This window comes from Desulfobulbus oralis (assembly GCF_002952055.1).
In the GTDB taxonomy this organism is placed as follows: Bacteria; Desulfobacterota; Desulfobulbia; order Desulfobulbales; family Desulfobulbaceae; genus Desulfobulbus; species Desulfobulbus oralis.
The window spans coordinates 2,460,500-2,481,765 of record NZ_CP021255.1; the positions used below are offsets into that span (position 1 = coordinate 2,460,500).

The window sequence follows — 21,266 nt, forward strand, 5'->3', positions numbered from 1 at the left end:
GAGGGTGCCCCTTTGTACCGTATCCGGCGGCCAATGTAAACGCCCGTATCGCCCGATCCGTTCCAAAGCTGCGGCAGGGCCGGGAGCAGCGCGATATTGTTTGACTTCTCCCTGACCTTGGCTATACCATTTGCCGATCTTCCTGCACTGTTTTTGTCCCGGGGGTTAAGCATGGCGTCCATTCTCGTGGTTGACGACGAACTCAGCATGCGCGAGTTCCTCACCATTTTTCTCGAAAAACTGGGCCACTCGGTCATCAGCGCCGCAAACGGCGAGAAGGCCATGGTCATGGCCCAGGAGCATCCGGTGGATCTGGTCATCTCCGACATCAGGATGCCGGGCATGAGCGGGCTGGATCTGCTGGCCCGGCTGAAAGCGCAGAAGCCGGAGCTGGCCTTCATCCTGATCACCGCCTTCGCCTCGCCGGAAGATGCCGTTCTGGCCATGAAAAACGGCGCTTTCGACTACATCACCAAGCCCTTCAATGTGGATGAAGTGCGGCGTATCATCCAGGCTGCACTGGAGAAAAAACAGAGCCAGGCCGCGGAGCCGATCGATGATTTTCCGGAAATCATCGGCCAAAGCCCGGAGATGATGAAGATCTTCGACCTGATCAAACGTGTGGCCCCAACCCCGGCCAACGTGCTGATCTACGGCGAATCCGGAACCGGCAAGGAGCTGGTGGCCCAGGCCATTCACAACCGCTCGCAGGTGGCGAGAAAGCCCTTTGTGCCCATCATCTGCAGCGCCATTCCGGAAACCCTGCTGGAGAGCGAACTCTTTGGCCACGTGAAAGGCTCCTTTACCGGCGCCATTGCCGACAAGCCGGGGCTTTTCCAACTGGCCAGCGGCGGCACCGCCTTTCTGGACGAAATCGGCGAACTCACCCCGCTGATTCAGACCAAGCTTCTGCGGGTACTGCAGGAACGGGAGTTCATGCCGGTCGGTTCAACCAAAACCGTGCAGCTCAACGCCCGCATCATCACCGCCACCAACCGCATCCTGGAGCAGGAAATCATTGCCGGCAATTTCCGGGAAGACCTGTACTACCGGCTGGCCGTGGTGCCCATCCGCCTGCCCTCGCTCCGCGAGCGGGCAGGCGACATCCCGCTCCTGGTGGATTATTTCCTGAAAAAATACTCGGAGCGCCTGGGCACGCCCATGCCACCCATGTCGTCCTACGGCATGGAGGTGCTGATGCAGTACGATTTCCCGGGCAACGTGCGGGAGCTGGAAAACATCATCGAGCGCGGCGTGGCCATGTCCAGCTCCAACATCATCCTGCCCGACAATCTGATTCTTTCTTCCCACCGCAGGAAGCAGAACAGTGCAGCCACTACGGCAGCGGCCGCCCTGGAGCCGGCCAGTCCCACAGCGCCGGAACCGGCCAGGCCAGACGCCGCCCGGCCCGACCTTGGCAGCGGGCCGGCGGCAGGGGCCGGAGCCGGCCATAGCCCAGCGGACAAGCCGGAGCAGGAGATTTTCCTGGCCGCCCACAGTGAGGCCGAACTCTACGAGCGCGGCCTGGACGAAGTGCTGGAGCAACTGGAGCGCCGCCTCATTCTGCACGCCCTGGCCAAGGCGGACAACTCGAAGACCAGGGCGGCTGAACTGCTGAAACTGAGCTTTCGCAGTCTGCGCTACAAAACAAAAAAGCTGGGCATCGACTGAAGCCCGCACATCTCCCCCGAGAAGACGCCATGAATGCCTTTTTCACCCAGCTCTTCCGCCCCGTGGTGGACAGCGAAGCGGCCACCAGAAAACATCTGCTCTGGTGGATGCTGCTCCGGCTCCTGCTGATGAGCGTCCTCTGCATCACAGCGGCCCTGCTGCGTGACCGGAGCAACAATCTCATTATTCCGCCCCTGCCGCAAACGAGCTTCTTCCTGCTGGCGCTCTGCCTTTTTTCCATCGGCTCGGCCTTCCTGCTGCAGAAGGCGAACTTCAAGGGCCGGAAGCTCAAGGCCTTTGTCCTCGCCCAACTCTGGGCCGATGCCCTGTTCGTGGCCTTTTTCGTCTACGCCACGGGCTGCAGCTTCTCGAACTTCACCCCGCTCTTCATCCTGCCCATCATCACGGCCGGTCTCATTCTCTACAAACCGGGCAGTCTGATCCTGGCCACGGGCAGCACCTTTCTCTACGCTGCCGTGCTGCTGGTGGAACTGTATGGCCCGCTGCCCGAATATTTTCAGGCCACGAACTACCGCAGGCCGGTGCAGCTCCTGATGCTGCTGACACCCTTTGCCTTTTACGGCCTGCTCTTCTTTTTGTCCGCCCTGCTGAGCGGCCAGATGGGCAGCCGCCTGCACCGCACCCAGCAGGCGCTGCGCAAGACCACCCAGGCCTACGGCCAGTTGGCGCATCTGTACCGCCAGATCTTCAACGACATCAGTACCGGCATCATCACCACCGACCCCGCGGGCCGCATCAATTCCTACAACCAGGCCGCAGCCAGCATCACCGGCTGCAAACGGGCACAGGTGCTGGGCGAGCCGCTGGCCCGCCACTTTTCAGCCATTGCCGACCACCTCTCCGAAAACCAGGGCCGCAGTGTCTGCGACTTTGTCAAGCCGGACGGCGAAGCGATCCGCCTCGGCTATTCCTGCGCACCGCTCCGCCTCGTGGAGTCTGAGGACAGGGAGGCCGGTCTGGCCAAGGTGATTACGCTGCAGGACATCAGCCGGGTGGAACGCATGGAGCGGCAGATGCGGGAAGCCGAAAAACTGGCTGCCATCGGCGAGATGAGCGCCATGATCGCCCACGATTTCCGGAACCCGCTGGCCGCCATTTCCGGTTCGGCCCAGATGCTGTCCATGTCCGCAGACAGCAGCCAGGCCGGCGCCACCAGGGTGACCGCCACGCTGGCAGCCATCATTCTGCGCGAGACCGGGCGCATGGAGAAGACCATCGCGGATTTTCTCCTCTTTGCCCGGCCGCAGCCGCCGCGGCAGCAATGGTTTCAGCTCAGGCCGGTTCTGGAAGACCAGATTGCACGTTTTCTGGGGGCGGGCGAGCGCTTTTCGAACCTCACGCTCCAATGGGACATTCCGGTGGACATGCTCTGCTGGGCAGACCAGGGGCAGATTGGAGTCATTGTCCGGCAGGCGGTGGAAAACGCCTGGCTGGAAGTGCAGGAAAACCAGGCCATCATTCTGATCCGGGCCTTCGTGCAGGAACTGCCCGGAGAGCATAACAGCCTGTCGCTCGAAGTGTGCGATCAGGGGCCGGGCATTCCAGTGGAACTCAGGGAAAAGGTGTTTGCGCCCTTCTTCTCGCACCGCGCCAAGGGCACGGGCCTGGGACTGGCCATTGTGCGCCAGATTGCCCAGCAGCATGGGGGCACGGCGCTGATCGACGAAAGCGAAGACTATCGCTGCATCGTGCGGATCACAATGCCCCAGCCGAAGATAGCGCCCCGCTGATCCTGTCAATGTGCGCACCCAGGCCCTTGAGCTTGCCGACCATGTTTTCGTAGCCGCGCTCCAGGTGGTAGATGCGGGAAATTTCTGTCCTGCCCCGGGCGGCCAGGCCGGCAATCACGAGCGATGCCGAAGCGCGCAGGTCGGTTGCCATGACCGGCGCGCCGGAAAGGCTGTTCCGGCCCTGGCCGCGTACCACGGCCCGCGAACCTTCGATGGTGATGTCCGCGCCCATGCGCAGCAGCTCGGCCACATGCATGAAGCGGTTTTCAAAAATGGTTTCATGGATGACCGAGGTGCCTTCCGCCAGTGTCATCAGCGCCATGAACTGCGCCTGCAGATCGGTCGGGAAACCGGGATAGGGCCGGGTCGTGATGTCAATGCTCTCCAGGGCGCAGCGGCTCAGCCCGCCGTCGTCCGGACAGTACACCAGGAGCATGTCGTCCTGCCCTTCCTCGATCACCAGCCCGCAGTGCTGCAGTTTGTCGGCAAGGGCGCGCACATGCTCGGGCACGCAGTTTTTCAGCAGCACCCGGCCGCCGCAGGCCGCCACCGCAATCATATAGGTGCCGGTTTCGATGCGGTCGGGGATCACCGCCGTTCGGGCCGGCTGCAGGCGGGCCACGCCGTGCACCACCAGGCTGTCCGTATCCTTGCCGTCGATGCAGGCCCCCATCCCGTTGAGCATGTCGATGAGATTGCCCACCTCCGGCTCCCGCGCTGCGTTGTCGATGTGGGTCTCGCCCGCCGCGCAGACCGCCGCCATCAGTACATTCTCCGTGCCGGTCACCGAGGGCACGTCGAAGTATATGGCGCCACCCTGCAGGGGGCCGGGGGAGCGGGCCTCCACATAGCCCTGTTCAAGGCGGGTCTCGACGCCCAGGCGCTCGAAACCCTTCAGGTGATAGTCAATCGGCCTGGCCCCGATCGCGCAGCCGCCTGGCAGGGAAACCCGGGCGCAACCCAGCCGGCTGAGCAGGGGCCCCAGGACCAGGACCGAAGCCCGCATGGTCCTGACCATCTCGTAGGGCGCTTCCGCCCCGCTGAGGACATCGGCATTGATGCGCACCAAGCCGCCGTCCCGCTCCCAGCGCGCCCCCAGGCTTGCCAGCAGGCCCAGCATGGTGCGGGTGTCACGGAGATCGGGCACGTTCTCCAGCACGTGCTCGCCAGGAGCCAGCAGGGTCGCCGCCAGAAGCGGCAGGGCGGCATTCTTGGCGCCGCTGATCGGCACTTCGCCATACAGGGGCGAACCGCCTTCGATCACGAGTTTGTCCATGGCAATCAAAAGGATTCCGGGTCGGCCTCATGCGGCTGCACGTGCGGCCAGAACCCGGGAACGGCCGGCCAGATCCGGCAGAATCCGCACATCTTCATAAGAGGAGGACGCAGTGAACAGGCTGCGCACAGCCTCCGCCTGCGTCGCGCCTATTTCCAGAAACAACCCGGCGCCGGGCCGGAGGAACGGGCCCGCGTTCCGGCTGATGGCGCTGAGGCAGTCCAGACCATCCGGGCCGCCGAAAAGCGCCGAACGGGGCTCAAAGCAGCCCACCTCGGGCGCCAGTGCGGCCATCTCCCGAGCCGACACATAGGGCGGATTGCTCACCAGCACATCGTAGCGGGCGCCTGCGGGCAGGGCTGCAAAGCAATCGCCCCGCACAAAGGCGATGCGCTCCGCCACGCCATGCCGGCGGGCATTTTCGGCTGCCACCCTAAGCGCTGCAGCCGAGCGATCCACAGCCGTCACCCGGCAGCCCAGCTCCCGGGCCAGCACCACGGCAATCACGCCGCTGCCCGTGCCCAGATCCAGAGCCTGCCATGAGGCGTCCACCCCGGCGGCACGGCTCGAGGCCAGGGCCTGCTCCACCAGAAACTCGGTCTCCGGTCGGGGAATGAGCACATCCCGGGACACCGAAAAAGGCAGCCCCCAGAACTCCCGCTCGCCCAGAATATAGGCCAGCGGCTCCCGGCTCAGGCGTCTGCGGACCAGGGCCGCGAAGCGGGCTGCTGCCCCATCACCGACCGTATCCCGCTCGTGCACGATCAGCCCGGCCCGGTTCAGGCCGAACACATGCTGTGCCAGCAGTCTGGCCTCCAGTTCCGCACATTCGATCCCGGCCCGCGCAAAGGCAGCCGCACCTTCAGCGACCAAAACGCCAAGAACAGGGCCGGTCACAGCCCGTCCGTCCGGTTCAGGGCCTCGGTCTGGAAATGGGTGGCCAGAGGCAGGAGCACCTCGTCCAGCACGCCTTCCATGAACTGGTCCAGCCTGTACAGGGTCAGATTGATACGATGATCGGTGACCCGGCCCTGGGGGAAATTGTAGGTGCGGATACGCTCGCTGCGGTCGCCGCTGCCCACCTGACCCCTGCGGTCTTCGGAGATGCGCTCGTGGCGTTCCTGCTCCAGCTTGTCCAAGAGCCGCGCCCGCAGCACCTGGAGTGCCTTGGCCTTGTTTTTGTGCTGGGATTTTTCGTCCTGACAGGTCACCACCATGCCGGTGGGCAGATGGGTGACCCGGACCGCGGAATCCGTGGTGTTCACTGACTGTCCGCCCGGCCCGGAGGAACGGTAGACGTCGAATTTGAGTTCATTGGGCTCGATGTGCAGCTCCACCTCGTCAGCCTCGGGGATAATGGCCACGGTCACCGCCGAAGTGTGGATGCGGCCCTGGGTTTCCGTGTCCGGCACGCGCTGCACCCGGTGCACCCCGGACTCGTACTTGAGGTGCGAATACACCTGAGCGCCGCTGATCTGTGCGATAATTTCCTTGAAACCGCCAATGCCCGTGGCGCTGGAGTTCACCACTTCGACCTTCCAGCCCTTGCTCTCGGAGTAGCGGTTGTACATGCGAAAGAGATCCGCCGCAAAGAGGGCTGCCTCGTCGCCGCCGGTGCCGGCCCGGATTTCCAGAAAGATGTTTTTCTCGTCGTTCGGGTCCCTGGGCAAAAGCTGGATGCGGATGGCCCGCTCCAGTTCTGGCTTGCGCGCCTCAAGCGCTTCCAGCTCCGCCCTGGCAAGCGAAACCAGTTCCGGGTCTTCCTCGGTCTGCGCCAGCTCGCGGCTGCCGGCGATCTCGGCCAGCAGTTTTTTGTACTGCCCATACAGTGCGGCCACCCTGGCCACCTGGGTGTGCTCCCGCACCGCGGCGCGGTACTCGTCCTGACGAGTCAGCAGCTCCGGATCGGCGAGCCGCCGCTCCAGCGCCGACAATTTTTCACCGATATCGGCAAGCTGCTCAAACATGGGCGCAAAAAAAGCGTGACCTGCCCATACCGGATGGGAACAGGCCACGGCGGATAAACGGGACGGTTATTTCCTGCCGGCTGCCTTGGCAGCCAGATGGGCCGCATACTTCTTCTTGAACTTCTCGATACGGCCTGCAGTATCCACCAGCTTTTGCTTGCCCGTGAAAAAGGGATGGCAGGCAGAGCAGATTTCCACGTGCATTTCCCTGTTGACCGAACCCAGCTCGATCTCGTTGCCGCAGGCGCAGACCGCCTTGATATGGTGGTATTCCGGATGAATATTCGCCTTCATGTTGTCCTCCTCAACGGAAAAAAATCGCGGTAAGCAAGCGCGCACACATATAAACCAGATGGACTGCTTTGCAAAGTGAAATGCCGCCTAACGGTTCATGGCGGCAAAGAATTCCTGGTTGCTCTTGGTTTGTCCCATCTTGTCCAGGAGAAATTCCATGGCATCCACCGGATTCATCGCGGAGAGCAATTTTCTGAGAATCCAAATGCGGTTCAACTCCTCGGGCGGCAGCAGCAGATCCTCCTTCCTGGTGCCGGACTTCAGCATGTCAATGGCCGGATACACACGACGATTCGCCATCTTGCGGTCCAGCACGATCTCCATGTTGCCCGTGCCCTTGAATTCCTCGAAAATCACCTCATCCATGCGGCTGCCGGTTTCAATCAGCGCGGTGGCGAGAATGGTCAGACTGCCGCCCTCTTCCACATTTCTGGCCGCCCCGAAAAAGCGTTTGGGCCGGTGCAGGGCATTGGCTTCCACGCCGCCGGAAAGAATCTTGCCGGATGCGGGCGTGACCGTGTTGTAGGCCCGGGCCAGACGGGTGATGGAGTCCAGCATGATGACCACGTCCTTCTTGTGTTCCACCAGCCGTTGCGCCTTCTGGATGACCATCTCCGCCACCTGAATATGGCGCTGCGGCGGCTCGTCAAAGGTGGAACTGACTACCTCGGCCCGGACGGTGCGCTGCATGTCGGTCACCTCTTCGGGCCGCTCGTCGATCAAAAGCACAATCAGGATGATCTCCGGATGGTTGGCGACGATGGCGTTTGCGATCTGCTGCATCAAAACGGTCTTGCCGGTGCGGGGCGGGGCCACGATCAGGCCACGCTGGCCCTTGCCCAGGGGCGAGGCGATGCTCAACACCCGCATGGAAAGGTTGTCCGGCGTGGTTTCCAGATTGATGCGCTCATCCGGATGGAGCGGGGTCAGGTTGGTGAAGGTGGTTTTGTTCTTGGCTGCTTCCGGCGGATCGTAGTTGATGCTGTCCACCTTCAGGAGTGCAAAGTAGCGCTCGTTGTCCTTGGGTGAGCGCACCTCGCCCTCGATGGTGTCGCCGGTACGCAGGTTGAGCCGCCGTATCTGCGAAGGGGAGACATAGATATCGTCCGGGCCGGGCAGATAGTTGTAATCCGGCGCACGCAAAAAGCCGAAGCCGTCCTGCAGAATCTCCAGCACGCCGCTTCCCCGGAGTTTGCCCTCGTCATCCGCCTGTACCTTCAGAATGGCGAAGATGAGCTCCTGCCGGGTCATGTTGCTGAAGCCCTCGATATTGAGGGCAGCGGCCATATTGACCAGTTCCTTGATTTTTTTGTTCTTCAGATCGGAGAGATTCATGGGCAGACGGGGCCGCTACAGGCCAAAGGAGAAGGAGAAATGCAGCGCGTCCCGGCGCCACCGCAGGGCAATGGGCCGAAACATGCCGGAACAATACGGCGGCAGATGCAAGGGGGCTTGTACGTATTCAAAAGACGGGAACAAGCGGCATGGCAAGGATGCCGGCAGCAGAAATTAACAGAGCGCCGAAAAGATGCGCAGCGGCAATGACAGCGATGACAACAGGCAAGTAAAGCTTGCGGGATTGCAAAACAGAAGATCCGCACGAAAGGAGCGCGAAGTGCAAGGGATGCTATTGAATTTGGGTAGCGCTGTCAAGCACTTTCTTGTACCCGTTTCTCCAGCGCTTCACCCAGCCGGACAGCGGCCCGCCGCGTTTCGGCCCAGCTCCCGTTGTTAGCAATCACATAGTCGGCCAGACGCGCCTTTGCGGCCAGATCCATCTGGGCCGACAGCGCCTGCCTGGCCTGTTTGTGGCTTACGTGGTCCCTGCGCACGAGCCGGCAGAATTGCACGGCCCTGCGGGCATAGACCACCAAAACGGCATCCATGTGCTGCTGCCAGCCTGCTTCGTACAGCAACGGCACCTCCACCAGCACGAGCGGGGCCCCGCCGCAGCGGGCAATCTCCTCCCGCATGCGGGCCAGCGCCACGGGATGCAGCAGGCTGTCGACCTGCTGCCGCAGCCCGGCATCGGCGAACAGGGCTGCCCGCAGGCAAGGCCGGTCGATGGCGCCATCCGGGCGCTCGTAGCCGGTCCCAAATGCGGCATGCAGCGCCTGCCAGCCCGGCTGTCCCTGGTCCAGAAGACTGCGGCAGCAGTGGTCCATATCGACAAGCGGCGCCAGACAATAACTGGCCAGCAGGCGGCTGACGCTGCTCTTGCCGGAGCCGATGCCGCCGGTGACGCCCAAAATCACGGGGCCCTCCCCAGGCCGCGCAACGCGGCCAGCACAGCCTGCATATCCGGCCAGAGCGGGGCGGTGGCCGTCATTTCCTGGCCACTCACCGGATGGGTAAAGGTCAGGCTGCTGGCATGCAGCATCTGCCGGAGTGGACGCACCGGCGCACTGGCTGCCACCCTGCCGCCGTAGAGGGTATCGCCCGCCACCGGACAGTGCAGGGCAGACATGTGCACCCGAATCTGGTGAGTCCGGCCGGTTTCCAGACCAATTTCGGCCAGGACCCAGCCATTGGCAAAGCGCTCGACAACACGCCAGTTGGTGGCCGCAAAGCGCCCGTTTTGTTCGCGCACCGCCATCTTCTGCCGCTGCAGCGGATGCCTGCCTATGGGGGCGGTTATGCGTCCCTGCGCCTCCGCGGGCGAGCGCAGCAAAATGGCGTGATACACCTTGCGCACCGAGCGTTCCTGAAAGGCCGCCATCAGTGCCTGCAGGCACCGCTCGTTCCTGGCGACCAGAAGCAGGCCCGAAGTATCCTTGTCCAGCCGGTGCACAAGCCCGGCCCGCCCCTCGGCCAGGCCCGGCAGGGTGGCGTAGCGATACAGAAGACCATTCGCCAGGGTGCCGCTTTTCTGGCCGCTGCCCGGGTGCACCGTCAGACCCGGCGGCTTGCTGAGCAGGAGCAGATCTTCGTCCTCGAAGAGGACCTCAAAGGCGATCGGCTCTGGCCTGAGCGCGGACGGTTCGGCAGCAGGCGCGGCAAAGGCAACCCTGTCGCCAGTCTTCAGGCGCAGACCAGCCTTGGCCGCAGGCTGGCCGTTCACGGAAACCCGCGCCTGCTGTGCCAGCTTCAGAAAAAAAGAACGGGAATGTTCTGGAAAACGGGCGGACAGGAAATGATCCAGTCGCCAGCCGGCCTCCTGCGGCAGCACCTGGCATTCGGCACCCTGGCCCGGGATACTGCCAGTTGTGGAGGCATCAGGCTGGCCGTCTGGAACCGGGACGGACATCAGGAGAAGAGCTGCTCGATCTGGTGGACAACCTCGGCTTCCGCCATCTTGTCCGCCAGAGAAATCTCCTTGGCCAGGAGTTCCATGGCGGTATCCAGCATCTTGCGCTCGCCGTAGGAAAGTTCCTTGTCGCCGCGCAGCAGATACAGATCCCGCAGAACCTCCGCCACCTCGAAGGCCGATCCCGTCTTGATCTTGTCCATGTACTCGCGGTAGCGGCGATTCCAGGTTTGGGTGGCCAGCTCCACGTCCCGTTCTTTCAGAATCTCCCAGACCCGTTCGGTTTCCTCCGGCGAAATGATGCTCCTGAGGCCCACATTCTGGCTCGTGGCTGTGGGAATCATGATGGTCATATCGGTCTTCAGGATCCGCATGACGTAAAAGCTCTGATCCATCCCGCCGATGGATTTCGTTTCGATGGCCTCAATCTGCCCCACCCCGTGAGCCGGATATACGGCCATGTCACCTTGCGCAAACACGGCAGCCTCATATTTGGAAAAAAAGAAAGAATGTTGGAATATACCATTTTATATTTTTTTCGCAAAGACGGCATGCCGCCAGGGGCGCAGTTTCATGCCGCACCGCGGCCGTTGATGCTGTTCATGCAGGCATCCACCCCCTGGCTGATGAAGAGTTCAAGAGCCTCGTTGACCAGAGGAACGCGCTCGTCCCAGAGCCTGCGCCCGGCCATGCCAAGGGGCGCGAGCACATAGTCGACAATCCCGGCTTCATCATGGCCGCCCGGCCCAGGCGGCCGACCGATGCCGATACGGATGCGGGCAAAATCACGGCTTTTCAGATGCTCGATCAGGGAGCGGATGCCATTGTGGCCGCCCGCTCCTCCGCCCCGCATAACCTTGATGCGGCCTGCCGCCAGGTCCAGATCGTCGTGCAGCACGATGAGGCGGGCCAGAGGGATGTCGAAGTAGTCGAGGTAGCGGCGCACACACAGGCCGGAGTGGTTCATGAAGGTCTGCGGCTTCACGCAGCACAACTGGGCACCCCCCAGGCGGCCCTGAGCCGCTTCGCCCTGCATCCTGGCCGCTGCGAAGCGCCAGCCCTGAGCGTCGGCAAAAGCATCCAGAAAATAAAACCCGGCATTGTGCCGGGTATGGATGTAGCCAGGGCCGGGATTGCCCAGCCCCACCACCAGATATTTGTCCACAGGTTCAGACAACCTGCACGCAGACCGTATCAGTCTTGCTGCGCATCTCCACGTTGGCAGGCACCGTAATATCCGCAGGGGTCAGCCCCTTGCCGCCCTGCTCGAGCGCCGTAATGTCGGCCTCGATCTCGTCCGGGATGTCCAGCGGCTTGCCGAAAAGCAGCACCTCACTGACATGAATCTGGAGCTCGCCCCCCAGATCAACGCCCTTGGGCGTGCCGATAAACTTCAGAGGTACGGCAAACTGGGCCGCTTTTTCCAGATCGATTTCCAGAAAATCGATATGGAGCAAGGCGCCGGTGACGGGATCCTTCTGAATCTCCTGCACCCTGGCGTGACGAACCCCCTTGCTGTCACCGTTCACAGCCAGATTGATGACCGCATTGCGGCCATGAATGTGGTGCAGGTCCTTGAACAGCCTGGACGTGGCAAACTGCAGCGCTACCGGCTCCTGCCCGCCGGAGTACACGACCCCTGGCGTATGCTTCTGCATCCGCATCTGCCGCATCGCGCCTTTGCCAAAAACCGTGCGCTTGTCCGCGCTCATATCCACCTGAATCATATCCCCCTTCCTCCGGGACAATTAATTATAGAAAGAGACAACTGACCGAATCTTCGTTGTTAATGCGCCGAATGGCCTCACCCAGCAAATGCCCCACGGACAGAACGGCGATCTTTCCGCAGTGTCTGGCCTTTTCGCCGAGCGGAATGGTATTGGTAACCACCAGAGACTTCAGGCAGGACTTTTCGATGCGCTCGATAGCCGGACCGGACAGCACCGCATGGGCGCAACAGGCATGGACTTCCCTGGCCCCGGCATCCAGAAGGATCTGCGCACCACCGCACAGGGTGCCGGCCGTATCCACGATATCATCCAGGAGGATGGCCGTCTTGCCCTCGACGTTGCCGATGACCCGCACGGCCTCGCACTCATTGGCCTTGTCCCGCCGCTTGTCGATAATGGCCAGATCGACATTCAGTTTCTTGGCACAGGCCCGGGTGCGCTCCACGCCGCCGGCGTCCGGCGACACCATGATCACATCGCTGAAACGCTCCCGAATGTACGGCAGCAGCACAGCGGCGCCGTAAAGGTGGTCCACCGGAATATTGAAAAAGCCCTGGATCTGGCCTGCGTGCAGGTCCATGCACAAAACCCGGCGCGTGCCCACCACCATGAGCATTTCCGCCACGACCTTGGCCGAGATCGGCACCCGGGGTCGCACCTTGCGGTCCTGCCGGGCATAACCGTAATAGGGCATGACCGCTGTGATCCGCCTGGCCGAAGCGCGGCGCAGGGCATCAACCATGATCACCAGCTCCATGAGATTCTCGTTGACCGGTGGGCAGGTGGGCTGAATCACGAATACATCCGCACCCCGCACATTTTCCCCGATTTCGACACAGATTTCGCCGTCGGAGAAGCGCTTCACCACAGACTGTCCCAGAGGAATGCCCAGGTGATCACAAATCTCTTTCGCCATCTCCGGGTTGGCGTTGCCCGTGAATACCTTCAGTTTCTTCGGCATGGCCCGCTAGAGCAAGAAAATGGCTGGGACGGGAGGATTCGAACCTCCGAGTGCAAGGATCAAAACCTTGTGTCTTACCGCTTGACGACGTCCCAGTGTTTGCATGATCCCAAAATCGACAAAAGCTGGCTCAGCCGCTCAAAGGCCGGGTCAGGTAGGTGTGGGCATATATGCCCTGGAAGTGCAGAAAAGCCCTTTTGGCCTGTTCCCTGTCCGCAAACAGACCGAATACCGTCGCCCCGGAGCCCGACATCAGGGCAGGCTCCGCACCGAGCCCGGCCATCTCGGCTTTCAACTCGCCAACCACCGGATAACGCGACACAGTCACCGGCTCCAGGTCGTTGACAAAGGGGCATGACTGCCCCCCGCCTGCAGAACGTTGGAAGCTATCGTCAAGGGCCTGACTTGTCAAGTCCAAACTCTGATACACCCATTTGGTGGACACGGAAACACCAGGATGCACCAGCAGCACGGCAGGGCCAACAAGCGGTGCGACCGGCTGCAGCATCTCGCCCACCCCCCTGGCCAGGGCCGCTGGCGCATCCTGCATGAAGAACGGCACATCCGCGCCCAGGCGCAGGGCCAGAGCGAGCTGTTGAGCCCTGGGCATCCGCAGGCCGGAGAGGCGCAACAAAGCGCGGAGCGTCGCCGCCGCATCGCTGCTGCCGCCCCCCAGCCCGGCTGCCACCGGAATATGCTTTCTCAGCGTGATGCGCACGCCGAAATCCGCCCGGGTTTCGGCGAAAAACAGGGCCGCCGCCCGCCAGACCAGATTTTCCGGACCAACCGGCACCGCCCGGCCCGCACAGACCAGCTCTATGCCCCGGTCAAGGCGCTCGAATGCCAGTTCATCGCAGAACTCCAGCTTCTGCATGCGGCTGTCGAGCAGGTGGTAGCCGTCCGGCCTTCTCCCCGTGATGCGCAGATGGAGATTGATCTTGGCCGGCGCCTGCAGATGCAGGATCTGCTGCGCCATGCCCTCAGCTCAGGCGCACGTAGTGCATTTTCAACTCGTAGAGAACCCGGTCCAGCAGTTCCCTTTCCTCCTCGACCAGATTGCCCAGGGTTTTCGTTTTGAGCAGGGCAATGGTATCGATGGCGTGCTTGGCCAGTTCCAGATTCCGCTCCTTGCGCCCGGTTTCGGGGTGGGGCAGCTCGCCCATGTGAAACAGGGCCGAGGTGTTGAGGGACAGGATCAGGGACGAAAAGGTGACCGTGGGCATCACGCAACGGCCAAAGGCGTCTCTGACCTGACCTTCCGGACAGGGGCAGCTTTCTTCTGCCTGCGTTTCGGGCTGGGAGCTGGTTTCGGACATGATTTTCTCTCTGGAACAGATGGCCAATATGCGATTTTTCAACAGTGGGCGCCCTATGTTAATATCCTTTCCCGCTCCGCGCCACAAGGAATTGCAGTGCCCGAACAAGGACTTGCCGGGCCGACATCGCTGCGGTACAACAGCCCGGCAATCCGGCAATCCTTTCCCCAAAAAAGAGTGCGCATCCGTGACAGACCGGCAAGCCCACGATTCCCGCTTCCTCTATCCCCTGCACCCAGACGATCCGGCAGACGACAGCAGCGCCTGCCACGTGGTCCTGGTCGAACCGGAGATTCCGCCCAACACCGGGGCCATCGCCCGCCTGTGCGGCGCCACCGATTCCGTGCTGCATCTGGTGCACCCCCTCGGCTTCAAAACCGATGACAGGCACCTGAAGCGCGCCGGGCTCGACTACTGGGAGCACGTGCGCATCCGCCACTGGGACAACCTGGCCGCCTTTCTGGCCGCGCAGCCAAAGGCCCGGCTCCATCTGCTCACCACCAAAAGCGGGCGGCCCTACACAGCGGCCCGCTTCCGGCCGGGGGACATGCTGGTCTTTGGCCGTGAGACAAAAGGCTTGCCGGAAGAAATCCTTGCACTATATAGTGATCGCTGCCTGACCATCCCCATGTGCAACCCGCATATCAGGAGCCTCAATCTGGCCATGTGTGCGGGCATCGTGCTCTATGAAGCGATCCGGCAGCGGGATGCACACTCTTTTCCAAGCGGAGTCGCAGATGCCAGAACAAGTCTATAATTTTTACGCCGGCCCGGCCGTCCTGCCCAAACAGGTGCTCAAACAGGCAGCCCTCGATATCGTCGATTTCAACCAGTCGGGCATGGGCATCATTGAAATCAGCCACCGGAGCCAGGCATTCACCGCGGTCATTCAGGAGACCGAAGCGCTTATCCGCGAACTCCTGGGCGTGCCCGGGCATTACAAGGTGCTCTTTTTGCAGGGCGGCGCCTCCAGCCAGTTCTTCATGGTGCCGATGAACCTCCTGCAAAAAGACCGGGTGGCGAGCTATCTCAACACCGGCGTGTGGTCGAACAAGGCCATCAGGGAGGCCCGACTCTTCGGCCAGGTCGAGGTACCCTACTCCAGCGAAGCGACCGGCTTCACGCGGGTGCCCCAACACGGCGAATACACGGTCAACCCCAAGAGCGAATACCTGTACTTTGTCAGCAACAACACCGTCTATGGCACCCAGTTTCACGCAATGCCGGAAACGGATGCCATGCTGGTGGCCGACATGTCCTCGGACATTCTGTCGCGCCCTGTGGATGTGAGCAGATTCGGCCTGATTTACGCGGGCGCACAGAAAAATATCGGGCCGGCCGGCGTAACCCTGGTCATCATCCGGGAGGACCTCCTGGAACGGGTGAGCGAAAGCGTGCCCACCATGCTGCAGTACAGGACCCACGCAGCGGCGGATTCCCTGTTCAACACCCCGCCCGTCTTTTCCGTGTACGGCGTGGGGCAGGTCATGCGCTGGCTCAGGGACCAGGGCGGCGTGGCGGCCATGGACAGGCTCAGCAAACAGCGCTCCAGCCTGCTGTACGAGGTCATCGACAGCACGGATTTCTACCGTGGCCATGCAGAAAAAGCCTCCCGTTCGGCCATGAACGTGACCTTCACGCTGCCCACCAGGGAACTGGAGGAAAAGTTCCTCCGCGAAACCACGGAACAGGGCTTTATCGGCCTCAAGGGTCACCGCCTGCTGGGCGGCTTTCGGGCCTCCCTCTACAATGCCTTTCCCCTGGAAGGCGTGGCAAAGCTGGCCGAATTTATGCAAGCCTTTGCCCGGAAAAACTGAGCCGGGGGAGCCGATCCAGGCTACCCCTTCCCGGCAAAGCGGTTGCGATGCAAAACCAGAAAACCCCAGTGCCTTTTTAGGGCGCCGGGGTTTTCTGCATGGACTGTCACGGCCAGAGAGGGCCCGGGCCTCAACAGCGTGCGGGCTGTTGTCGTCTGTCAATACCTATAATAATCGGCCTTGTAGGGGCCGGCCACATCCACGCCCAGGTAATCGGCCTGCTCCGGGGTCAGGGTGGTCAGGTGCACGCCGATCTTGTCCAGATGCAGCCGTGCCACTTTTTCATCCAGGAGTTTGGGCAGCATGTAGACACGGTTTTCGTATTTGGCCGTCTCACGCCACAACTCGATCTGCGCCAGCACATGGTTGGTGAAGGAATTGCTCATCACAAAGCTGGCGTGGCCGGTGGCGCAGCCCAGATTGACCAGTCGGCCCTCGGCCAACACGATGATCTTCTTGCCGTCCGGGAAGATCACGTGATCCACCTGCGGTTTGATATTCTCCCACGGCAGATCGCGAATGCCGGCGATATCGATTTCCGCATCAAAGTGGCCGATATTGCACACTATCGCCTCGTCAGGCATGGCCTCCATGTGGGCACGGGTGATAACGCCTGTGTTGCCGGTGCAGGTGACGAAGATGTTGCCGATGGCCGCCACCTCGTCCATGGTCACCACCTGGTAGCCTTCCATGGCCGCCTGCAGCGCGCAGATCGGATCGATCTCGGTGACCAGCACCCGCGCGCCCATGCCTCTGAGCGCCTGGGCGCAGCCCTTGCCCACGTCGCCATAGCCGGCCACCACCGCGACCTTGCCGGCAATCATCACATCAGTGGCGCGCTTGATGCCGTCAATCAGGGACTCCCGGCAGCCGTAGAGGTTGTCGAACTTGGACTTGGTCACCGAGTCGTTGACATTGAAGGCCGGGCAAAGGAGGGCCCCACGGCGCTCCATATCATAGAGCCGGTGCACGCCGGTGGTGGTCTCTTCCGAAAGCCCACGCACGCCCTTCAGCAAGTCCTGGTGTTTTGCGTGCATGACCTGGGTCAGATCGCCGCCGTCGTCCAACAGCATGTTGGGCCGCCAGCCGTCCGGCCCCATGATGGTCTGTTCAATGCACCACCAGAATTCCTCTTCCTTCTCGCCCTTCCAGGCGAAAGTCGGAATGCCGGCTGCCACCATGGCGGAGGCGGCGTGATCCTGGGTGGAAAAGATGTTGCAGGATGACCAGCGCAGCTCCGCGCCCAGGTGCACCAGGGTCTCCATCAGCACCGCCGTCTGAATGGTCATGTGCAGGCAACCCGCAATGCGCGCCCCCCTGAGGGGCTTTTCCCGCCCGAACTCCTCGCGCAGCGCCATCAGACCCGGCATTTCGGTCTCGGCAATGGCCACTTCCCTGCGGCCCCATTCGGCCAGCTTCAAGTCGGCTACCTTATAGTCGCTCATATTGCTCCTGTGATTGAGATGAAAATCATGCCGCCTTCGGCGCTCCGAATGCGGCGTCTGAAAAATTCGGCTCGCCCCTTGTCAAAAGCGTTTTCCCGCAAAGCGCGGCAATGCAGGAGAGCAGGCACAAAAGGCCACTCTCCCCAGGCACCTCCGTTCGCTTCCGCGCCACCGCAGACAAAAAATTACAGGCCTGCCGCGCTCTTCAGCGCCTCGGCCTTGTCCGTACGCTCCCAGGTGAATTCGGGCAGTTCCCGGCCAAAATGACCGTAGGCGGCAGTCTTGCGGTAAATCGGACGCAGGAGATCGAGCTGCTGGATAATGGCCTTGGGTCTGAGGTCAAAGATCTCGTCAACAATCTGGACCAGCCGGGCTTCCGGAATCCTGCCGGTACCAAAGGTCTCCACATTGATGGATACAGGCCTGGCAATGCCGATGGCATAGGCCACCTGTACCTCGACCTCCCGCGCCAGACCGGCGGCCACGATGTTCTTGGCCACGTAGCGGCCCATATAGGCGGAGGAGCGGTCCACCTTGGATGGATCCTTGCCCGAAAAGGCGCCGCCGCCGTGATGCCCCCGGCCGCCGTAGGTATCGACGATAATCTTGCGGCCGGTCAGACCGCAGTCGCCCACCGGCCCGCCGATGACAAAGCGGCCCGTGGGGTTGATGAAGTATTTGGTGTCCTTGTCCAGCATGGCTGCGGGCAGGGCCGGCTTGATGATCTCCTCCATCACCCCGGCCCTGATGGTGTCATAGTCCACCTCGGCCGCATGCTGGGTGGACAGCACCACCGCATCGATGCGTTTTGGCCGGCCGTCCATGTATTCGACCGTCACCTGACTTTTGGCATCCGGCCTGAGCCAGGACAGCCTGCCGCTTTTACGCACCCCTGCCTGCTGGCGCACCAGATCCTGGGACAGGGTAATGGGGAGCGGCATGAGGCCTGCGGTTTCATCACAGGCATAGCCAAACATCAGGCCCTGATCGCCCGCGCCCTGATCGAGATCCAGGCCGCTGCCCTCGTTCACGCCCTGGGCGATGTCCGGCGACTGACGATCCAGGCTGGTCAGCACGGCGCAACTCCGGCTGTCAAAGCCCATGTCCGACGATGTGTAGCCGATATCCTCGATGGTCTCACGCACGATCTGCGGAATATCGATCCGGGCCGTGGTGGTGATTTCTCCGGCCACGAGCACCATGCCCGTGGTGACAAGGGTCTCGCAGGCGACCCGGCCGTATTTGTCCTGGGTTAAAATGGCGTCAAGCACGGCATCGGAAATCTGGTCTGCCATCTTGTCCGGGTGCCCTTCGGAAACCGACTCCGAGGTAAAAATGTAGTCCGACATAGGCGCAACTCCAGAGCGCTGAGGTTAAAATGAGAAGACAAACTATATCCAATTCAACAGGCCCTGACTACTGGCTGGTGAAAAAAAACCGGCAAAAGCGGCGGCAAGACGCTGCTCCCATGACAGGAACCGAGCAGGCGCAGCCCTCTTTATACAGTGACATGACAATGGATTATTTCCCATGCCGCATGGGCATGCCCCGGCTGAACAGGGGCCGGGAGCCGCTGGAACGGCGTGGGCAGGCAGCGGCAAGGATGGCTCTGGGGCTTTGCCGCTGCCTTTCATTCGGAAAAATGGGCGGAACTGGCAGGGGAACCCTCGCGATACAGGCAGGGCGGGCGCCTCGTGCCAAAGGCACCGCAGTATGCCAGGGGCCTTAGAGACATACGCTGCGCCATGAAGCCTGCCCAAGGCTCAGGGCAAAAGCTCTTCCTCCTCCCCGTTCGCAGCATCGCCAGCAATCCCGGCATCCGGGGCATTCGCTTCCGCCCTGTTCGTGCTGCCGGACTTCGCCTCCACCCTGACCGGCTTCCCGGCCTGAACCGGGCCTTCGGCTGCCTGTGCAGGCTGTTTCGGCTCCCAGGGCTCGCCCGGATGCTCGACCTCATGGACAATCCGGATCATGTCATCCAGCACAATGGTTTCCTTGTCCAAAAGCGCTTCGGCTATGGCATTCAGTGCGGCGCGGTGTTCGGTCAAAAGCTGCGTCACCCTTTCGTTGGCATCCAGAATGATCTGCTTGACCACCGCATCGATCCTGCGGGATGTTTCCTCGCTGTAGTCGCGGTGCCGGGTGATTTCCCGGCCCAGAAAAATCTGCTCCTCCTTGGTGCCGTAGGCCAGGGGTCCCAGTTCGTCGCTCATGCCCCACTCGCAGACCATCTTGCGGGCCAGCTCGGTCGCACGTTCGATATCGTTGCTCGCACCGGTGGTCACATCGTCAAAGACCAGCTTCTCCGCCACCCGGCCGCCAAAGAGAATGGCGATCTGGGCGAGCAGATAGCTCCTGGAATGGGTATAGTGGTCGTCCTCCGGAAGCTGCATGGTCAGCCCCAGGGCGCGGCCGCGGGGGATAATGGTCACCTTGTGGACAGGGTCGGTGCCGGGCAGAAGATAGGCCACCAGGGCATGTCCGGCCTCGTGGTAGGCGGTGTTCTCCTTTTCCTTGGGCGTAATGATCATGGACTTGCGCTCCGCGCCCATCATCACCTTGTCCTTGGCCCGCTCCAGAAGCGCGGCATTGATGTCCTCGCGGTTCTCCCGCGCGGCCATGAGCGCCGCCTCGTTCACCAGATTTTCCAGATCCGCGCCGGAAAAGCCGGGCGTCCCCCGGGCAATGACCGCCAGATCCACATCCGGGGCCAGTTTGGTTTTTTTGCCGTAAATCGCCAGGATCTGTTCCCTGCCCTTCACATCCGGCACCGGCACCACCACCTGCCGGTCAAAACGACCCGGCCTGAGCAGCGCCGGATCGAGCACGTCCGGCCGGTTGGTGGCCGCAATGATGATGACCCCGTCGTTGCCTTCGAAGCCATCCATCTCGACCAGAAGCTGGTTCAAGGTCTGTTCACGCTCGTCATGTCCACCGCCCAGGCCGGCGCCACGATGGCGGCCAACCGCATCGATTTCGTCGATAAAGATGATGCAGGGCGCGTTCTTCTTGCCCTGGGCGAAGAGGTCGCGCACGCGGGAAGCGCCCACGCCCACGAACATCTCCACAAAATCCGAGCCGGAAATGGTGAAAAAGGGCACGCCAGCCTCGCCTGCAATGGCGCGGGCCAGAAGCGTCTTGCCGGTTCCGGGCGAACCGGCCAGCAAAACGCCTTTCGGAATACGGCCGCCCAGGCGGGTAAACTTCTGGGGATCGCGGAGAAAATCGATGATTTCCTCGAGCTCGGCCTTGGCTTCGTCAATGCCGGCCACATCCTTGAAGGTCACCTTGACCTCACCCTCTTCCTGCATTCTGGCCCTGGTCTTGCCAAAGGACAGCGCGCCGCCCTTGCCGCCCATCTGCATCTGGCGCATGAAAAACACCCACACGCCGATCAACAGCAACAGCGGAAACCAGGAAACCAGAACCGACATGTACCACGGCATTTCCTTGGGCTTTTCCACGGCAATGTTGACCCGGGCCTTGCGCAGCATGGGAATCAGCTCCGCGTCGCTGGGCGCAATGGTCTTGAAAGGGCGGCCGTCCTGGCCCAGGCCGGTTATTTCCTTGTCCTGAATGGTCACCTTGGAAATGTCGCCGCTTTCCACATGCGTCCAGAACTCGCTGTAGGTGATGGACTGGGCCGGCTTGACGGGGCTGTTGACGAACTGGACCATGAAGAGCACGGCCAAAAGAATCATCAGCCACAGGGTCAGCTTTTTGTAAAAAGTATTCAAACAATCCTCTCAGCAGGGGTTTGCACAACAGAGCCACCCGGCTGGCACCAATGC

General features: G+C 61.8%; 20 protein-coding genes and 1 tRNA gene. 4 read left to right on the forward strand and 17 right to left on the reverse strand.

Translation table 11 applies throughout. The features are described 5' to 3' along the window. Positions 1 to 171: 171 nt before the first annotated feature. Together CAY53_RS11005 and CAY53_RS11010 are read left to right on the forward strand one after the other, a co-directional pair. Positions 172 to 1,671 (forward strand): sigma-54-dependent transcriptional regulator, encoded by a 1,500-nt coding sequence (locus CAY53_RS11005; RefSeq protein WP_104937136.1) that lies wholly within the window; start codon positions 172 to 174, stop codon positions 1,669 to 1,671. A 29-nt stretch (positions 1,672 to 1,700) separates the two neighbouring features. Then, positions 1,701 to 3,422: a two-component system sensor histidine kinase NtrB gene (locus tag CAY53_RS11010; RefSeq protein WP_104937137.1), complete on the forward strand. Its 1,722-nt coding sequence runs from the start codon at positions 1,701 to 1,703 to the stop codon at positions 3,420 to 3,422. On the opposite strand, the gene murA is transcribed toward CAY53_RS11010, so the two are convergent. From murA to CAY53_RS11085, 14 genes are all read right to left on the reverse strand, one after another. Continuing rightward, on the reverse strand, positions 3,388 to 4,698 hold the full coding sequence (gene murA, locus CAY53_RS11015) for a UDP-N-acetylglucosamine 1-carboxyvinyltransferase (RefSeq protein WP_104937138.1): 1,311 nt from the start codon (positions 4,696 to 4,698) through the stop codon (positions 3,388 to 3,390). The genes CAY53_RS11010 and murA overlap by 35 nt on opposite strands. A gap of 27 nt (positions 4,699 to 4,725) precedes the next feature. Next, positions 4,726 to 5,595: a peptide chain release factor N(5)-glutamine methyltransferase gene (gene prmC / locus CAY53_RS11020; RefSeq protein ID WP_219842666.1), complete on the reverse strand. Its 870-nt coding sequence runs from the start codon at positions 5,593 to 5,595 to the stop codon at positions 4,726 to 4,728. Continuing rightward, on the reverse strand, positions 5,592 to 6,665 hold the full coding sequence (gene prfA / locus CAY53_RS11025; RefSeq protein ID WP_104937548.1) for a peptide chain release factor 1: 1,074 nt from the start codon (positions 6,663 to 6,665) through the stop codon (positions 5,592 to 5,594). Before prfA ends, prmC begins: the two co-directional genes overlap by 4 nt. Before the next feature lie 66 nt (positions 6,666 to 6,731). Beyond that, positions 6,732 to 6,959: a 50S ribosomal protein L31 gene (gene rpmE, locus CAY53_RS11030; RefSeq protein ID WP_017865811.1), complete on the reverse strand. Its 228-nt coding sequence runs from the start codon at positions 6,957 to 6,959 to the stop codon at positions 6,732 to 6,734. A gap of 87 nt (positions 6,960 to 7,046) precedes the next feature. Then, on the reverse strand, positions 7,047 to 8,294 hold the full coding sequence (gene rho / locus CAY53_RS11035) for a transcription termination factor Rho (RefSeq protein WP_017865812.1): 1,248 nt from the start codon (positions 8,292 to 8,294) through the stop codon (positions 7,047 to 7,049). A 314-nt stretch (positions 8,295 to 8,608) separates the two neighbouring features. After that, a complete protein-coding gene (gene coaE / locus CAY53_RS11045) occupies positions 8,609 to 9,214 on the reverse strand; it encodes a dephospho-CoA kinase (RefSeq protein WP_104937140.1) in 606 nt (201 codons plus the stop codon). Then, a complete protein-coding gene (locus CAY53_RS11050; protein ID WP_104937141.1) occupies positions 9,211 to 10,206 on the reverse strand; it encodes an RluA family pseudouridine synthase in 996 nt (331 codons plus the stop codon). Before CAY53_RS11050 ends, coaE begins: the two co-directional genes overlap by 4 nt. Next, positions 10,206 to 10,685 (reverse strand): CarD family transcriptional regulator, encoded by a 480-nt coding sequence (locus CAY53_RS11055; protein ID WP_017865816.1) that lies wholly within the window; start codon positions 10,683 to 10,685, stop codon positions 10,206 to 10,208. The genes CAY53_RS11050 and CAY53_RS11055 overlap by 1 nt, the downstream gene beginning before the upstream one ends. A 92-nt stretch (positions 10,686 to 10,777) precedes the next feature. Further along, the gene (gene pth, locus CAY53_RS11060; RefSeq protein WP_017865817.1) at positions 10,778 to 11,371 is read right to left on the reverse strand and encodes an aminoacyl-tRNA hydrolase; all 594 of its coding nucleotides are present in this window, start codon (positions 11,369 to 11,371) and stop codon (positions 10,778 to 10,780) included. A 4-nt stretch (positions 11,372 to 11,375) separates the two neighbouring features. Then, positions 11,376 to 11,933, reverse strand: coding sequence for a 50S ribosomal protein L25 (locus tag CAY53_RS11065; protein ID WP_104937142.1), 558 nt, complete (start codon positions 11,931 to 11,933; stop codon positions 11,376 to 11,378). A 25-nt stretch (positions 11,934 to 11,958) separates the two neighbouring features. After that, positions 11,959 to 12,897: a ribose-phosphate pyrophosphokinase gene (locus CAY53_RS11070; protein WP_104937143.1), complete on the reverse strand. Its 939-nt coding sequence runs from the start codon at positions 12,895 to 12,897 to the stop codon at positions 11,959 to 11,961. 20 nt (positions 12,898 to 12,917) lie between these two features. Further along, positions 12,918 to 12,992: transfer RNA gene (locus tag CAY53_RS11075), tRNA-Gln, on the reverse strand. Positions 12,993 to 13,027: 35 nt separating this feature from the next. Beyond that, positions 13,028 to 13,873, reverse strand: a complete 846-nt coding sequence (locus CAY53_RS11080; protein WP_104937144.1) for a 4-(cytidine 5'-diphospho)-2-C-methyl-D-erythritol kinase — start codon at positions 13,871 to 13,873, stop codon at positions 13,028 to 13,030. A 4-nt stretch (positions 13,874 to 13,877) separates the two neighbouring features. Further along, complete coding sequence (locus tag CAY53_RS11085) at positions 13,878 to 14,213, reverse strand: DUF1844 domain-containing protein (RefSeq protein ID WP_104937145.1); 336 nt, start codon at positions 14,211 to 14,213, stop codon at positions 13,878 to 13,880. Positions 14,214 to 14,442: 229 nt separating this feature from the next. On the opposite strand from CAY53_RS11085, the gene CAY53_RS11090 reads away from it, so the two are divergent. Then, the gene (locus CAY53_RS11090; protein ID WP_245874921.1) at positions 14,443 to 14,970 is read left to right on the forward strand and encodes a tRNA (cytidine(34)-2'-O)-methyltransferase; all 528 of its coding nucleotides are present in this window, start codon (positions 14,443 to 14,445) and stop codon (positions 14,968 to 14,970) included. Continuing rightward, a complete protein-coding gene (gene serC, locus CAY53_RS11095) occupies positions 14,951 to 16,030 on the forward strand; it encodes a 3-phosphoserine/phosphohydroxythreonine transaminase (protein ID WP_104937146.1) in 1,080 nt (359 codons plus the stop codon). Before CAY53_RS11090 ends, serC begins: the two co-directional genes overlap by 20 nt. 158 nt (positions 16,031 to 16,188) lie before the next feature. Here serC and ahcY read toward each other — a convergent pair whose 3' ends face one another. The 3 genes from ahcY to ftsH all read right to left on the reverse strand — a co-directional run bounded on the left by ahcY (position 16,189) and on the right by ftsH (position 21,212). After that, a complete protein-coding gene (gene ahcY / locus CAY53_RS11100; RefSeq protein WP_104937147.1) occupies positions 16,189 to 17,475 on the reverse strand; it encodes an adenosylhomocysteinase in 1,287 nt (428 codons plus the stop codon). Positions 17,476 to 17,660: 185 nt separating this feature from the next. Further along, positions 17,661 to 18,824 (reverse strand): methionine adenosyltransferase, encoded by a 1,164-nt coding sequence (metK, locus tag CAY53_RS11105; RefSeq protein WP_104937148.1) that lies wholly within the window; start codon positions 18,822 to 18,824, stop codon positions 17,661 to 17,663. A gap of 414 nt (positions 18,825 to 19,238) precedes the next feature. Beyond that, positions 19,239 to 21,212 (reverse strand): ATP-dependent zinc metalloprotease FtsH, encoded by a 1,974-nt coding sequence (ftsH, locus tag CAY53_RS11110; protein WP_104937149.1) that lies wholly within the window; start codon positions 21,210 to 21,212, stop codon positions 19,239 to 19,241. Positions 21,213 to 21,266: the final 54 nt, after the last annotated feature.

What these genes read in the sequence shown, in the direction of transcription:
- CAY53_RS11005 (WP_104937136.1), top strand. Translation starts at nt 172, where the DNA reads ATGGCGTCCATTCTCGTGGTTGACGACGAACTCAGCATGCGCGAGTTC.
- CAY53_RS11065 (WP_104937142.1), bottom strand. Translation starts at nt 11,933, where the DNA reads ATGATTCAGGTGGATATGAGCGCGGACAAGCGCACGGTTTTTGGCAAA.
- prfA (WP_104937548.1), bottom strand. Translation starts at nt 6,665, where the DNA reads ATGTTTGAGCAGCTTGCCGATATCGGTGAAAAATTGTCGGCGCTGGAG.
- CAY53_RS11080 (WP_104937144.1), bottom strand. Translation starts at nt 13,873, where the DNA reads ATGGCGCAGCAGATCCTGCATCTGCAGGCGCCGGCCAAGATCAATCTC.
- ahcY (WP_104937147.1), bottom strand. Translation starts at nt 17,475, where the DNA reads ATGAGCGACTATAAGGTAGCCGACTTGAAGCTGGCCGAATGGGGCCGC.
- CAY53_RS11010 (WP_104937137.1), top strand. Translation starts at nt 1,701, where the DNA reads ATGAATGCCTTTTTCACCCAGCTCTTCCGCCCCGTGGTGGACAGCGAA.
- metK (WP_104937148.1), bottom strand. Translation starts at nt 18,824, where the DNA reads ATGTCGGACTACATTTTTACCTCGGAGTCGGTTTCCGAAGGGCACCCG.
- murA (WP_104937138.1), bottom strand. Translation starts at nt 4,698, where the DNA reads ATGGACAAACTCGTGATCGAAGGCGGTTCGCCCCTGTATGGCGAAGTG.
- rho (WP_017865812.1), bottom strand. Translation starts at nt 8,294, where the DNA reads ATGAATCTCTCCGATCTGAAGAACAAAAAAATCAAGGAACTGGTCAAT.
- CAY53_RS11070 (WP_104937143.1), bottom strand. Translation starts at nt 12,897, where the DNA reads ATGCCGAAGAAACTGAAGGTATTCACGGGCAACGCCAACCCGGAGATG.
- CAY53_RS11050 (WP_104937141.1), bottom strand. Translation starts at nt 10,206, where the DNA reads ATGTCCGTCCCGGTTCCAGACGGCCAGCCTGATGCCTCCACAACTGGC.
- CAY53_RS11085 (WP_104937145.1), bottom strand. Translation starts at nt 14,213, where the DNA reads ATGTCCGAAACCAGCTCCCAGCCCGAAACGCAGGCAGAAGAAAGCTGC.
- rpmE (WP_017865811.1), bottom strand. Translation starts at nt 6,959, where the DNA reads ATGAAGGCGAATATTCATCCGGAATACCACCATATCAAGGCGGTCTGC.
- serC (WP_104937146.1), top strand. Translation starts at nt 14,951, where the DNA reads ATGCCAGAACAAGTCTATAATTTTTACGCCGGCCCGGCCGTCCTGCCC.